At 50.4% G+C, this 14,504-nt stretch carries 16 protein-coding genes; 14 read left to right on the forward strand and 2 right to left on the reverse strand.

Translation table 11 applies throughout. The features are described 5' to 3' along the window. Positions 1-65: 65 nt before the first annotated feature. Together ACT2B1_RS07355 and ACT2B1_RS07360 are read left to right on the forward strand one after the other, a co-directional pair. Complete coding sequence (locus tag ACT2B1_RS07355; protein ID WP_481668858.1) at positions 66-353, forward strand: phosphopantetheine-binding protein; 288 nt, start codon at positions 66-68, stop codon at positions 351-353. Positions 354-990: 637 nt separating this feature from the next. After that, on the forward strand, positions 991-2,331 hold the full coding sequence (locus ACT2B1_RS07360; RefSeq protein WP_481668859.1) for an AMP-binding protein: 1,341 nt from the start codon (positions 991-993) through the stop codon (positions 2,329-2,331). A 10-nt stretch (positions 2,332-2,341) separates the two neighbouring features. On the opposite strand, the gene ACT2B1_RS07365 is transcribed toward ACT2B1_RS07360, so the two are convergent. Continuing rightward, on the reverse strand, positions 2,342-3,139 hold the full coding sequence (locus ACT2B1_RS07365; RefSeq protein WP_481668860.1) for a lysophospholipid acyltransferase family protein: 798 nt from the start codon (positions 3,137-3,139) through the stop codon (positions 2,342-2,344). A 200-nt stretch (positions 3,140-3,339) separates the two neighbouring features. Between ACT2B1_RS07365 and ACT2B1_RS07370 the strand changes: the two genes are divergently transcribed. The 12 genes from ACT2B1_RS07370 to ACT2B1_RS07425 all read left to right on the forward strand — a co-directional run bounded on the left by ACT2B1_RS07370 (position 3,340) and on the right by ACT2B1_RS07425 (position 13,474). Further along, positions 3,340-4,074, forward strand: coding sequence for a class I SAM-dependent methyltransferase (locus ACT2B1_RS07370; RefSeq protein WP_481668861.1), 735 nt, complete (start codon positions 3,340-3,342; stop codon positions 4,072-4,074). Between the two features lie 11 nt (positions 4,075-4,085). Continuing rightward, positions 4,086-4,820 (forward strand): glycosyltransferase family 2 protein, encoded by a 735-nt coding sequence (locus ACT2B1_RS07375; RefSeq protein WP_481668862.1) that lies wholly within the window; start codon positions 4,086-4,088, stop codon positions 4,818-4,820. A gap of 18 nt (positions 4,821-4,838) precedes the next feature. Further along, positions 4,839-5,240, forward strand: a complete 402-nt coding sequence (locus tag ACT2B1_RS07380; protein ID WP_481668863.1) for a hypothetical protein — start codon at positions 4,839-4,841, stop codon at positions 5,238-5,240. 25 nt (positions 5,241-5,265) lie between these two features. After that, positions 5,266-5,565, forward strand: a complete 300-nt coding sequence (locus tag ACT2B1_RS07385; RefSeq protein ID WP_481668864.1) for an ApeI family dehydratase — start codon at positions 5,266-5,268, stop codon at positions 5,563-5,565. Continuing rightward, positions 5,558-6,469 (forward strand): LpxL/LpxP family acyltransferase, encoded by a 912-nt coding sequence (locus ACT2B1_RS07390; protein WP_481668865.1) that lies wholly within the window; start codon positions 5,558-5,560, stop codon positions 6,467-6,469. The genes ACT2B1_RS07385 and ACT2B1_RS07390 overlap by 8 nt, the downstream gene beginning before the upstream one ends. Positions 6,470-6,530: 61 nt before the next feature. Then, positions 6,531-6,974, forward strand: a complete 444-nt coding sequence (locus tag ACT2B1_RS07395; protein ID WP_481668866.1) for a hypothetical protein — start codon at positions 6,531-6,533, stop codon at positions 6,972-6,974. Continuing rightward, complete coding sequence (locus ACT2B1_RS07400) at positions 6,971-9,142, forward strand: MMPL family transporter (RefSeq protein WP_481668867.1); 2,172 nt, start codon at positions 6,971-6,973, stop codon at positions 9,140-9,142. The genes ACT2B1_RS07395 and ACT2B1_RS07400 overlap by 4 nt, the downstream gene beginning before the upstream one ends. Positions 9,143-9,152: 10 nt before the next feature. After that, positions 9,153-10,343, forward strand: coding sequence for a beta-ketoacyl-ACP synthase (locus ACT2B1_RS07405; RefSeq protein WP_481668868.1), 1,191 nt, complete (start codon positions 9,153-9,155; stop codon positions 10,341-10,343). Then, positions 10,340-11,116, forward strand: coding sequence for a beta-ketoacyl synthase chain length factor (locus tag ACT2B1_RS07410; RefSeq protein ID WP_481668869.1), 777 nt, complete (start codon positions 10,340-10,342; stop codon positions 11,114-11,116). The genes ACT2B1_RS07405 and ACT2B1_RS07410 overlap by 4 nt, the downstream gene beginning before the upstream one ends. Further along, complete coding sequence (locus tag ACT2B1_RS07415; protein ID WP_481668870.1) at positions 11,116-11,544, forward strand: hotdog family protein; 429 nt, start codon at positions 11,116-11,118, stop codon at positions 11,542-11,544. The genes ACT2B1_RS07410 and ACT2B1_RS07415 overlap by 1 nt, the downstream gene beginning before the upstream one ends. Continuing rightward, positions 11,541-12,260, forward strand: a complete 720-nt coding sequence (locus tag ACT2B1_RS07420; protein ID WP_481668871.1) for an SDR family oxidoreductase — start codon at positions 11,541-11,543, stop codon at positions 12,258-12,260. Before ACT2B1_RS07415 ends, ACT2B1_RS07420 begins: the two co-directional genes overlap by 4 nt. Positions 12,261-12,430: 170 nt before the next feature. Then, the gene (locus ACT2B1_RS07425) at positions 12,431-13,474 is read left to right on the forward strand and encodes a chorismate transformation FkbO/Hyg5 family protein (RefSeq protein WP_481668872.1); all 1,044 of its coding nucleotides are present in this window, start codon (positions 12,431-12,433) and stop codon (positions 13,472-13,474) included. Between the two features lie 128 nt (positions 13,475-13,602). Here the strand turns inward: ACT2B1_RS07425 and ACT2B1_RS07430 are convergent, their stop codons facing one another. Next, entirely contained in the window at positions 13,603-14,502 is a 900-nt protein-coding gene (locus ACT2B1_RS07430; protein ID WP_481668873.1) for an exonuclease domain-containing protein, read from the reverse strand. Positions 14,503-14,504 lie beyond the last annotated feature (2 nt).

Consider the following 14,504-nt stretch of genomic DNA (forward strand, 5'->3'; position numbering starts at 1 on the left):
ACTATTCACGACGGCTGCGGCAGACAAATCTAACCTATCGGAACGCAGAAACAAAAGGCATTGAAGTGGATACTCTTCACGTTACTCACGATCTTTCCACGCTCGAGATCGAAGTGGCCGAACTAATTGTAGAATCTCTGGAGCTGGACGATATCACAGCACAGGAAATTGATTTCGATGCGCCTCTATTCGGAGACGGACTTAGTCTCGATTCTATCGACGCGCTTGAGATCGCATTTGCAATTGGCGAAAAATACGGCTTCAAGCTGCGCTCGGACGATGAGCGCAATGAAGAGATTTTTGCCAACGTCAGATCATTGGCGCGGCATATTTTCGACAACCGCGCAGTATAGTGCAGTGTGTCAGGGGATTGGGGAAATTATCTGATCTGGGTCGCCCTGCCGATCTTTTTGGGCACATGGGTTCTTGCGCCAGCTTTGTTCAATGTCCTTTTTGGTCTTCTGTCCCTTTTGGGACTTGCTTCATTTTTTTTTGGACCGTGCAAACGGAAACGGTTGGCGTATTGGGTTTTCTTGATCGGATTGGCTCTTATTTCCGCTGCCGTTCTGATTGATCCCAGTGTCCCGTTCTGGCCATATCTAGCTCTTGCCAACGGGAACGTAGCTGTAGCTTACGTATTCAGCCACCGAATTATTCAAGGGCGTTCCTCTTTTCTGGCGCATTTCGTTGAGGTGGCGCATCAGGGACCACCGATGTCGAGCATGTTTATACGCTATCTAAAGCGACAGTGTTTCGTATGGATGGGATTTGGCACGACAACTGTAGTGCTCAGTGTTACTGCTATGGTCTCATCAGAAGCACGAGTTGTGGTCAACCATGCGCTTTGGGCCCTTTTGGCAATTCAGATTATTTGGTTTTGCGCCTCGCACTTATTCGCGCAAATTTGGTATGGGCGCCCAGAACGTTGGCAGGTTACTCTGCTGCATATGACGCGGCACGAAACCTGGTCAAAACTTAAGATCTAAGAATATGTACTCTTCCGACCACACGATGTTTTTTTCCACGAAGGGCACCGTCAATGCCGCGCAGTTTGCCTCTGCGACAAGGTCGCTTCAGCCAAGTATTGGTGAGTTTTCTCATGTCTGCAATCTTTATCAGGACAGGCTGCGATTCTCGCTAACCTTGGCCGCAGCAATGCTGAATGGGCAGATTACCGTATTACCGCCGTCAGACGCACCCGAAGCAGTTTCAGCGTCGCTGTTGGGCGCGGAAGATCCGTTTTATGCTAGCAGGGCTACCCTGCCTGTCGAAGATCCCGCTCCGATTGCGAATTTAAGTTCAGTGGATTTGGATACTCAGACGAGGCAACTTTTTTGTCGGCTTGCGGCATCTCAAAGCGAAATTAGTGTATTCACATCAGGGACAACCAAACGCCCCGACCGGGTCGCAAAAACTTGGAGTATTCTGAACGCGGGAGCGGCCGTTACCAAGCTGATTACAGATCGCCTTGACGCTTCGCCAGACAAAGTTGCGCTATTGGGCACCACACCTCCACGTCACATGTTCGGGCTAGAGGCAAATGTCTTTGCTACCCTTGGTCAAGGACTTTGTACCTACAGAGAAACAATATTCTACCCAGCTGATCTAGACGCGGCGGTTGCAGCGGCCCGTGCTTTGGGGCGAACACGGATTGTACTGGTTACAAGTCCTGCGCACTTGCGGTTTTTGGAACGAACAATTCTGAGAACGCCTGAAATTTGCTGCGTGCTTTCCGCTACCGCTCCGTTGTCTGTTCCTCAGGCTGAAAGGCTTGAGGCGCGTGGTAAGCTGCGCGTTTTTGAGATTTACGGCAGTACGGAAACAGGGTCACTGGCGTTCAGACGAACGTCTGAAGAAACTGCTTGGACGATTGCTGCAGGTTTTGAAATGCAACAGCATGGAGATTTTTGTATCGCACAGGCACCACATCTACCTGATCAAGTGATACTTGGCGATGAAGTCGAATTGAAATCTGACGGTCAGTTCCTGCTTCTCGGTCGCAAGGGTGATACCGTTAGCATTCGTGGAAAACGCAACCATCTTTCTGCCTTGAATGCTATACTGGCCGAGGCCCCGGGCCTGTCTGATGCTACATATTTGCATATGAAAGCGGAGACTGATGATCAGTTGGCGGTAGCAGTTGTGCCGGGTGATAAAACCGTTGGCGAGAGTGAAATAAAATACCGAATCCGGAACTATTTACTAAAGCATTTCGATCCGGCGTTTGTACCAAAGCGTGTCCTGATTCTAAACGAGATTCCACGTACACCGACAGGTAAGATTTCTTCAGAATCCTATAAGGTCCTTGCTAAAAAAGCAGGTATTGGCTGAAGGGCAGAATCTAGACGACTTGCGACGGAATCTGGGGGCACGTTGAAGGCTTAGTTTTAAGCAGCTTCGCAGCCTCGGTGCGAATAGTTTGCTCGATCTTATTCGAAAACTCCTGTGGTGAAAGACCGGGATCTATCGGCGCCAGAAACCTTAGGGTGATCACACCGGGGTATTTTATCGAATATCCCGGAGGCCAGGATAAACCTGCGTTCGTTACAAATGGGATAACCTTGACCTTGCAGTGTTTGTAGAGGGTCTCAAACCCGCGTGCATACTCGCGTGTTTGCCCAATAGGCACGCGAGATCCTTCGGGAAAGATCACAATGCTGCGGCCCTCTGCTATTGAGGTTTTACCACCGCGCAGTAGACCACGGATGTTTTTGCCGGGAGAGTCGGGGTCGATGTAGATCATCGGTGCATGTTTCAATCCCCACCCAAAGACTGGAATAGAAAGGGCTGTACTTTTGGTCACCATATTCACGTGCGGAACCAGCACAGTCATCATGATCGATTCCCAAGCCGTTTGGTGGTTGCCCATGTATATAACAGTTTCGTCGGGGACATTTTCCAAGCCTTCCAGCTTGTACTTCACACCAAGAATGTATCTAGCGCCAAAAATGAATGATGCGGACCAGAAGCGCAGAAGCCAACGAACGTGGCGCGGTGTCTTCGTCCATCGCAAATAGACCAAGATAACAAGCCCGCAAATGAGGCTAATTAAGAAAACGAACAACTCATTGAGGCGGGTGCGCATAAACGCAATGATTGTTTCCGGTAAGGAGTGGTTGGATTCTGTCTTGCTGTTCATTGTTTAGAAATCATTCGCTTAGGCCACATTCCCAAAAAGCGTACTCGGGACGTGATTTATCCTGTGTAGCTTTGGATGGAAAGACCGACCGGCTTTAAAATTTATTCCGGTTTGGGCTTTTTTGTACCTTCTATTCTTGCAATAAGGACCTAAAAAACGGGTTGCTGACGCGGCACCCCAAGCAAAGAAAGAGCACCTAATTGCCTGAGGAAAACAGACCAATTGTGGTTGGAAGCTACTACGACTCCGCAGATGGGAAACAACCTTTTCTACGGGACGTTTTTGACGATACAGCAAAACACTATGAATTCATTGCCAAATGGGGATGGTTCGGGTCTGGCGATTGGTACAGAAAAGAGGCGCTAATGCGTCACGGTGTTACTCCGGAGATGCAAGTTCTGGATGTTGCAACCGGAACCGGACAGGTTGCCCGTGCTATCCTGAGCATCGTCAACAGCCCCGATCAGGTGGAGTGTGTCGAGCCATCCGGCGAGATGATCCGCGAATCGCTGAAAACCGTACCGGTTGTCCACCATCAATCAACTGCCGAGCAGCTACCGGTTGATAGTGACAGATTTGACTTTCTGACGATGGGTTTTGCGTTGAGGCACGTGGATAGCCTCGAAGAAAGCTTCAAAGAGTTTCATCGAGTTCTGAGAAACGGTGGCCAGGTGCTGATCATGGATGTTACTGTGCCTAGCGGAATTGTTTCCCGGCAGATATTTAAAGCATATTTTAAGTATCTTCTGCCGTGGGCATCAGGATTGCTTACCTGGGATCGCAATTCGTATCGTTTGATGCGGTATTACTGGGACTCCATGGATCAGATGGTGGATCCAGAGGCTATTCTGACTAGCCTGAAGCGGGCGGGGTTTGAGGTGGCCGAACACAAGATGCTTTTGGGCTGCTTCTCTGAATACAGCGCCAAAAAGTAACCCTATCCGGAATGCCTGAAACCGTTGCCCTGATCCCTGCGCACAATGAAGCGCTTACTGTTAGGAAGGTTGTGGATGCGACTGTACCATTCGTTGATCAAGTGATTGTCATCGATGACGGCTCCACGGACGACACGTCTGGCTGTTTGGCAGGCAGCGATTGCAAGGTCATTCGTCATGAAGAAAACCTTGGAAAGGGCGCGAGGTTGGTTGAAGGACTAGACTACGCACTAAGCATCGGGGCCGATGTCGTTGTAGTCTTGGACGCCGATCAACAGCATGATCCCACAGACATTCCTAATTTTATCAATGCACATCGTAAAGATCCCTCGGCGTTCATTCTAGGCGATCGTTCGGGGGATATGAAACACATGCCCAGCCATCGTCGGCGCAGCATAAAATTCGGCAATTTCTTCATCGGCTGGGCCTGTAATAGATCTATTCAGGACGCACAGTGTGGAATGCGGGCCTATCCTTGTTCGATGTGGCAGCGACTGAAAATACCAGTGCAGCATACACATGGTTTCAAATTCGAAACCGCGGCTCTCATGTATGCAGCGAAACTTGGCACGGAATTTTCCTATGTGCCGATAAAAGCCCGATACGATGGTTACGTTCTACGGCCGAGTCACTTCGACCCCATGCGTGATTTTTCGCGTTTGTTCGGGTTGGTCACGGTGTTCCTCTTGAGTAACCGGCTTTGTATGCCTGGTCTTGTGCGGGCAATTGGGCTGAAAAAAGAATAAACTAAGGAGTAATGAACTATGAGATCGATCTTCAAAGCTTTGCGAATTGCGGTGGTAGCGACCTTACTAGTAAGTACACCGGCGTGGGCGCTGAAGCCGGTTCAACCAATCTATACAGATATTGAAGCCGCCAAAGGCAAACAGTTTTCCGCTGCACAGGTGCAGCAGGCTTTCAAGACGTGCGGTGCTCAACGTGGTTGGCGGTTTTCATCCGATGGGACCGGAAAAATGGTTGGGACATTGACTGTTCGGGGCAAACACTACGTTGCGGTCGATATTCAGTACAGCGGCAAAGCATTCAATATTACTTACCGCGACTCCAAAAACATGAAGTACAACCCTAGTAAGAACACGATCCATAACCGCTACAGTAGTTGGGTCGAGAACCTAAGCAACGATGTACTTTTTTGCCTCAACTAATTGCTGATCGGAGCGGGAGAGTGGTTTGATAACGTTTTCCTTCCCCCGCGGCATCGCCAGTGACTCGGATTGTCTGGATGGGCATTTTCCAGGCAATCCAATAGTACCGGGCGCGGTGTTATTGGGGCTTGCGACCCAAGGCCTATCATCGAAGGGCTACAGGATACTTGCCTTGACCCGCGTCAAATTCCTGAGTCAGCTGACCCCAGGAGTTCCATTCGAAATCAACTGTAAGATAGCGAAAGACTCAGGACGCATCGCTTGGGTTGCATGTGGTGATCTTATAGCCGAAGCCCGGGTGCGAATTGGACGCGTTCATGACTGACAATCAAGCCGAATGGGCAATTAGCAAAGAGGCTGGCTCGGCCTGGCAACTTCGTTTCATGCGTTTTCTGGGACTTAGAGCGCCACGCATAGTCAGTTCCCCTGTACTTTGGGTAATAGCCTTGGTTTTCGCCGCCGACCGACGCCGCGAAACCACTCGAGCGTCCGAGATGTACCTAAGCAGGATTCTGAACCGTCCTCCCACTTTCTGGGAACGCCATCGCCACAATCTTACATTTAGCCATGTGTTCTTTGAAAGAGTGGGTTTGTTGGCTCAAGGGACATCAGAATATTCTGTTTCTCTCCGGGGGGGCGAGATTGTGCAGGAACGCGTTTCTAAAGGTCGAGGGGGCGTTCTGTTGGGCGCTCATTACGGGAGTTTCGAAGCATTAAGGGCGTTAGAACGTGATCTGCCAGGGTTATCTGTGCGTTATCTAATGTTTCCCGAACATGCCGAACACAGCACCCGTCTTCTTGAGGCGCTTAACCCCAAGTTGGCCGACAGGGTCATATCGCTCGCAAACGGACCTATGGCCATGTTTCAAGTCTATAGTGCGCTAGAGAACGGCGAGTTTGTTGCCTTTCTGGGCGATCGCGTACCTGATGAGTCGACCCGCGCTGCAACAACTGTTGAGTTTTTGGGCGGAGAGATCAATGTGCCGACCTCGCCCTATCTAACCGCCATGGCAGCTGAGGTGCCAATCTTTCTTAGCTTTGCGACCTGGAACGGAGTGTATTCCTATCAGGCGGAGTTTTCTGAATTATATGACGGGGCGCACGTAGCGCGCTCGGAACGGACGTACAATGTACAAAAAATGGCGAAAAAATATGCTGCGGTTCTCGAAAGCCATTGCCGGCGCGATCCTTATAATTGGTTCAATTTCTTCGATATCTGGCGCGACTGAAGTTGTTTGCACGCAACCGCCGCCTGCCAATGCGCAAGCCGCCTTGAGGGCCGAACCTCGATTGTCCGGGGAGCTTCTGCCTTACCGTGAGGCGATTACCCACAAGGCATTTGGCAGCACGCTGAAGGCCAGCGGCGTATTTCTGGTTAAAGATGATGAAACAGTGTTGCGCCGACAAGACGTACCCAAACGCGAAGAGATAGAGATAGGCCCGGGTTGGATCAGGGTGCGCCGAAATGGGACGGACGAACACAGACCAATCCCCGAAAAATTACAGCCTCTGCTCAGGCAACTAAGGGCAATTGTACTGGGTGGGCAGCAACATCGTGACACCGTGCTTGTTGGTACACTTGAGATCAGAGACGATGGTTGGAAACTTCCGATCTCTCGGCAGCCGGGACAGACCCAACAGATCATTCTTGTTGGGTGCGGCGCTGAGCTTTTGGGTATCGATTTTATTGTGTCCAATACTCAAAGCCGAGCAATTCGGTTCGGCGAAAATTGAAACCTGTCGCTCTGATCCTGTGGTCTTTGGGCCTGATTCTGACCATTATCTGGTCAGGCGTAGATGTGCGCTCAGATCTTTCTGGGTTGTCCTCAGCATCTTCTGAAACCCTGATCACGCCAGACGTGGACCTTGATCTGATTGTCGCCGTGAAAAGCGACACGGTTTCGAAGTCGCGCGAAGCGGCAAAAACGTTGGCTGATGCCTTATTGCAGGATGATAGGGTCGCCTGGATCAGCGTGGGCCCACAAGCGCCCAGTGAAACGTTTCTTGATTGGCTATGGGACAAAAGGTTTCAGATTGTACCGCCACCGCCCGAAGCGTTTCTGCCCGAAAATATGACCCAGCGCCTTGGCGAGGCAATGGCAGTTTTCGATAGTACTGAAGGTATCGCTATTGGCGACCGTTTGTTGCTGGATCCAACAGGCAGTTACTATGAAATCCTATCCCGGTTCGAGTTTAAGAAGCGTATGTTGTTTGTTGAGGATGGCATTTGGCAATCTAGAAACAAACAGGCGTCGTTGATATTTGTCACCCATGCGGACACCCCGTTCGATGCCAACGAAACGCGTGAGTTGGCAAAGGACATAGTGAACCTAGCGACGGATCACGGTGCGCGTGCGGTTTTGCTGGGAACTCGTTTTATTGCCGCCGAGACAGCCTATGCAAACGCTCGGGCTTCGGCTTTGGCATCCTCTGTTGCGGCTGGCCTATTGGTGTTGTGGCTAGTCTTTGCTGTGAGATCAGTGTCCGTGGTTTTGATCTTTATTCCGATGGCGATCGGTTTTGGAACCGGGCTTTTCGTCGTTCAGGCCGTTTTTGGTTTTGTTCATGTAATTGCACTAGGATTTGGTGGAGCGTTGATTGGTTTGTCGCTGGACTATCCAATGCACATTATAAGCCATCCGAGATGGCAACGGCAGCGCGTGATCCGCCTTGTGTTTTTAGGGGCTGCAACCACAAGCCTTGCGTTTCTGGCGATGCTTGGTTCGGGTATTCCAGCGCTTGTCCAAACCGGTGTCTTCATTTCGTCTGGTTTGATGGCTTCTGCTATTTCAGCCGCGCTTCTGAATCTGCCCGAAGTTAAACGTTTGCACGTATTTCGCTTGTCGCGATTTGTTTGGTACTTGCCTGGAAAGCCGATAGTGGAAGCAATGATAATCCTGCTCGGCTGTGGGTATATTTTTGTTCAGTCCGGCCCCGCCGAAATCTCCCTGTTTGCGCCGCCAGATCATGTAGAAAGCGATATCGAAGAGATGCGCGAGCTTCTTCTGCTACCTTCAGGACGGTACGCGATCGACGTAGCTGCGGAGAATTTGAACGAATTGTTGGCGGCTGAAGCTGCGCTCAAGCCAGTTCTGGATACCGCAGTACAACAAGGACGTTTGCAAGGTTACGATATGTTGGCGGATCTTATGGATCCGCAAACAGAAGGGTTGCCGGATTTGGCAACATATAAAGACGCTGTGGAGAAGTCGCTTAAAGCTTCGGGTCTCTCTCCCGAGTTTTCAACTTTCCAAGTTGAGTCATTTCTTGAGGCGCAGAACGCTGATCGAATATCATCCGAGGAACTCGCGGAACATGCTGAGATAAGGCATTTGACCCGTCGGGTTTCGCAAACAGAAGAAGGGTGGAGAGAAATAATCCCCCTTTACTTGCCAACGAATGTTGCACGTCCGAGTTTTGACCCAAGTGGTAACAACGCAGTTCTAATGGACAGGCTCGAACCTATTCGGCAAGCAATAACCAATTTGCAGAACCAACTGGCATTGTGGCTGTTGGTCGGATTTGTAATTGCGACTTTGTTGTTGGCGAAAGGTTTGAGCAATTGGTTGAGTGCTTTACGGATAATGCGGACGGCAATCGCGACGCTTGTGATCACGGCTGTTATTCTGGTCGCAATTTATGGATCAATCAGCATTTTTCATATGGTCGCCTTGGCGCTTGTCCTAGGAATTGGGGTGGATTATAGCCTGTTCTTTCAGGCGATGTGTGATGATGAGGAAGTGGATTCGACAAGTTCAGCGGTAAGCTTGTGCGCGACCTCAACTTTGATAGCCTTCACAGTGATGTTCCTTTCCGATGTTCGGATACTTCAGCAGATCGGAGCCACTGTTATTTTGGGGTTGTCGGCGATGCTGATTTTGACCTTGGCGAGGAAAGAATAGAGGACGAGCAGTGACAGCCGAGATTTGGTCTCAAGGAACGGGTATTACACACCAGAGCTTGGTAACTTGCCTAGGTCGCGGTCGTCAAACTCATGCAGAAGCCCTTCGCAGTGGGCGCACGGGGCTCGCTGCTCCAAAAGAGTTCGATGTGCCGTTTGATTGCTTTGTCGGCGAAGTGTCCGAGCTGAACTTGCTGGCATTTCCGTCTAAGTGCACAGGTTTTGACAACCGCGCAAACCGCTTGGCGTTATTAGCCCTTCAAACCGACGAATTTGAGGCGGCAGTGCAAAAAGCCATAGGAAAATGGGGGGTGGCAAGGTGTGGCATAGTTCTAGGAACATCGACATCTGGCATGGAGCACCTAGAAGGTGTTTACGGAAAGCTGCCCGAAGGCGCCTCGATGCCTTCAAACTATCAGCCTGAACATCATGACAGCCAACACGCGATTGCCGCGTTTTTGCAAAGTTACCTTGGGCTTGAAGGTCCCGTATACACTGTTTCCACCGCGTGTTCTTCGTCCGCAAAGGCCGTGATCGACGCCCACCAGTTAATTGATTTGGGTATCTGCGATGCGGTTCTAACCGGCGGTGTAGACAGCCTGTGCCTAACGTCCTTGGCTGGGTTTGAAAGCCTTGAACTCGTGTCACGGGCTCCCTGCAAGCCCTGTGACGTGAATCGTGATGGCCTTTCGATTGGCGAAGCCGCAGGACTTGTGCTTGTTGAACGAGGTGCAGAGGAATGTATCAGGCTGCGTGGCTATGGTGAAAGCTCTGACGGAACTAACATGTCGACTCCACCTGAAGACGGGGCAGGGGCGGCGAAAGCCATTGCGCAAGCCCTGAAATCTTCAGGCTTTAGTGCGGATGACATTGACTATGTTAACCTTCATGGGACAGCCACATCGGTAAATGATCCAGCTGAGGCTCAGGCAATCCGCTCCGTGCTTCGTCCGGGAGTACCAGCGTCTTCGGTCAAGGGTGCAGTGGGTCATACGCTTGGCGCAGCTGGTGCAGTAGAGGCGATAATCAGCATGATCGCTATCGAAGAGGGCTTGATACCGGGCAACATAGGGCTGGAAAATTTGGACCCCTTGGTTATGCAGAACGTCACGGCAAACTGTCGGGAAGCCGAGCTACGTGCAGTTTTGAGCAACTCGTTCGGATTTGGGGGAAACAACTGTGCTTTGGTGCTCAGCCGATGAACGTTCTGTCAGTCTTTGTAAATGGATTTAGTCTATATACGCTGAAATCCGCAGTTGGAGAAAGACTGTCGGAAAGTCTTCCACACGAGTTTTTTGCCGAGGCGGTGGAAAATTGGCAGCCTAGCCCAGCTTCGCTTTCGCCCCGCTCGCGAAAAAGACTAAGCCCGCAAACTCTACTAGCGATAGCCGTGGCTGAGAGGATCAGTCCTGCGTTGGAGTCTGATGCGTCTTGGGTGTTTGGATCGGCATATGGAGAGGGAGAAACCCTCAAAAGCATTCTGGACGCGTTAAATAGACCTGAAATGGCTGTTCGACCGCTGAAATTTCAGAATTCTGTTCACAATGCCGCCTCCGGGCAGTGGACAATTGTTCGAAAATCACAAGGTGCGGCAACGAGCATTTGTGCGGGTGCAGCGACCGCGGCCGCAAGTCTGCTTAAGGCATCGGTCCAGGTTCAGTTCGAAAAGGCTTCTGTGGGACTGGTACTTTTTGATGCTCCTTTGCCGTATCCGTTGTGTACCTCGCACCATGTGAGTGTGCCGGGTGCAGTGGCCTTGGCGTTGTCACCATTGGCGACTGATTCAACAATTGCGAGGTTGGATTTCGAGTTCCATTCCGGAGCAAACATGCAGCACATGAACCAGTCGAACTCCAACGATATCAACCCGTCCTTAGCAATGTTGCCTATTTTGGAGCGGTTGTTAGATATTGGATCAGGGCCAGTCGCGCTGCCTTTCAATGCGGGTGCATCGTTAGTGGTCGAGGTTACCTGATGTCGAGTTTTCAGCGCGCGCTCAATCAAATGCCGCATTCGGGTCGTATGCGCTTAATCGACAAGATTCTTAATGCGGACGAACGCTCGATTGAGTGCCGTGCGATTGACCACAATCATGATAGTTTTCCGCTTTTGATGAACGGCGTTCTCTACTCAACGGTCTTGTGTGAGCTTGGAGCTCAGGCTGCGGCTGCCCATCAGTCTCTGTATCAGTTTCAAGGTGAGCATAGGGGACTGCTGGTCGCGCTACAGAACGTAAGTCTATTTTCAGACGTTGTGTCGCGAGAGTGTCATTCATTAAAAGTATCGGCTGAACAATTGCACAATGATCTTGGTGGCGCGATCTACGCATTTTCTGTTTGCATCGGAGATACCGAATTGCTTGCAGGAAGGGCGCTGTTGAAACTGGAAGGAAACCAGTCTTGAAACGAGCATTGGTAACAGGCGGGTCCAGTCCAATTGGAGCTGCGATCTGCCAGAGGTTGGCCTCCAGCGGCTTGCATGTGATTGTCCATGCAAACTCACGATTGGACAAAGCGCAGGCTTGCGTAGAACAGATTCACCAAACTGGTGGAAGTGCTGAGGCGATTGCTGTTGACCTGTGCGCCGGTGAACCAGCTTCCGAGACTTTGGCGCAACTGTCCATCGATCAGCCGGTGCAGATATTTGTCCATTGTGTAGGACGACAGAAGGATATGCCTTTTGCAGCCATGACTCCGAACGATTGGACTTCGGTCATTGATACCAATCTTAACACCTTTTTTTCGGCGCTTCGCCCATTGATTTTGCCAATGATTAGGTCCCGATGGGGTCGTGTGATCGCTATTTCATCCCTTTCTGGGGTAAAGGGTAATAGGGGGCAGGCCAACTACGCCGCTGCAAAGGGCGGTTTTCTGCCTTTGATGAAGTCTCTGACTTACGAATACGGGTCCCGTGGCATTACTGCAAATGTAGTTTCTCCGGGCGTGATCGAAACCGAAGAAACTGCGGCTTTGGAAAACTATGAAAGGCTTGTCAGCCAGACTCCCGTTAATAGAGCGGGGCAGGTTAATGAGGTGGCGGCGTTGATCGAGTTTTTGGCTGGTGAGGAAGCCGGTTTTATTTCGGGTCAACAGATTTGCATCGATGGTGGCGCGTCGTGAATGTCCGTTTGGACCGTCTATCAAAGGTCAGTACGCTTCTAGAAGTCAATGTATAATTTCGGTGCCGTTGACGGATTTCGAATGCAGTGTACCACCCGGCTGGACTTCAATAAGAACGACTGAAAGCAACCGCGTAGCAGCACTATGCCGCCACTTTGCAGAGATAGAAAATGAGCGATATAAATTACTTTTTGTGCAACTCGGAATCCTCGGAAAGCCTGGGTGATGCACCGGTTTTCAGAGTACGTTACGTCGACCGCACTGCAAATTTCTCTCCAATCAACGAGCGCGAAATGAACGTGGCCATGGGCACGCCGACACACAGAGTTGATGTTTGCGAAAACTGGTGGACAGAGTCGGGCGGGAACATCCAATACGGAAGCCTATCCAACAGCGACCTCCGATACGTAGACGTTGGCGAAGACGTCATTGTGTTTGGTAAGCTAGGCTCGATCGAGAATGTCAAGACAACAGTCAATCATGCCTACAATGAATTGTTTTCGTACTTACTGGATTCGGGTTTCACCACTCTACTTAGGTCTTGGAACTTCATTCCGCGGATCAACGAGGTTCCAGAGGGAGAAATTGAGCGATACCGCTCGTTTTGCGTAGGTCGGGCTAGAGCGTTTGAGGCATTTCACCTCAGCGAAAAATTAATGCCTGCGGCAACTGGGATAGGTTCGCACTCTGAAGACATCCTTGGATATATTGTCGCATCAAGAAATTGTCAGTACCGACATATTGAAAACCCTTTGCAGACACCTGCCTACCAATATCCCAGTTGCTATGGCCCCAAAGCCCCCAGCTTTGCCAGAGGTACGGTTCTCAAGGAGTTGAACGAGAGTGATGCGCTCAGAACCAGTCTTTTCCTTTCAGGTACTGCCAGCATCAGAGGCTCTGAAACCGTTGGTGAAGGAAATCTAATAGAGCAGATCGACATCATGATGGAAAATGTTGTGAGGATTCTTTCTTCCATTGACGCAAGCGAGACTGGCGACGCAAAGGGCTTTGCGTTGGAGGACATGGATCACCTAAAGGTCTATTTCAGGCACGCTTCAGACTATCCTTTGATTAGTGAGATTCTTACGAAGAAATGGAAGTTGGAGAGGCAGAAGCTGTTTTTCATGAATGTAGATATTTGCCGCAAGGATCTGCTGATCGAAGTCGAAGGCTGCGTGAACCCGAGAAACCTTTTAGCAATGCGACTCTGCTAATTTACTTCTGAAAATTTTTGTCCTGCTTTTCCTGCAAGCGACGAACGCGGTCGTTCTATATTGACGCACCCGCTGATTTGGTCCAAGCGACTTTGCTGCGCGCGTCTCGATGCTTTCTTATCAACAAACTAAGGGTGCTTGGTATCTCTGCTGTCAGGCCTTGGTCTTCCGTGTTCAAGAATTGCCCAGAATTGTTCCTCTGACAAAATCTCAATACCGAAGCCTTTCTCCATCAAATCCTCTGCCTTGCGATGTTTGTTGCTTTTATTGTCTACGACCATTGCCGGGTCTTGGGTGCCAACAACCAGTATCGTGGTCTTTTTTGTTACGGACGGGCAAACGCCAGCGCCAAGCCCGTTAACCAATTCTGCGGCTTGAGTGCGAAGGACGCTAAGAGTCCCGGTAAAGCAGATCATTTCGCCGGAAAGCGGGCCGCCCTCCTCGCCGTCCATTTGCAACAATTGGTAGTAATTCGGTGGCCGGGAAAGTGGTTGATATGCTCGTCTGAGCAATTGATCGAAATTCATTTCCAACTTTTTCGCCGCAAGCAGGATCGCTTGCGCTAGGACCTGGGCATCGCTACCAGCGTCATGCGCTTGAAGTTCAAGGCCTAAGATGTCCGCGACTAAGCCAAGTTTGTACTTTTCCTTGAAGTGCTCTGGCCAGGCCCGTCGCACAATGCGTTGACCGTTCACCCACGGCATTTCGGTCACGAAGGAAGTGTCTGGATCGTTGTCGTCAGCGAGATCAAAAGCTGCCTGGTCGAACAGACCATAGCTGATAACAGGTACTGAGTTCATCACCTTGTGAAATGCGTGTTTCACCTCCGCGAAGGTAGGTGCTCCTTCAACATCGGCTTCGGTTATTCCGTGGATGGATACGTTAAACGGGTCAAAATAGGTCTGAGGATCAATCAGAAGGCATTCATTTTGAATGATATCGCCATCATTCACGAGTGACCAACCGATCTGACAGATTGAACCCTTGTCCCAGTTTGCAGTTTCTACGTCGACGGCAACAAAATTCATTT

The organism is Ruegeria sp. S263, assembly GCF_056780525.1.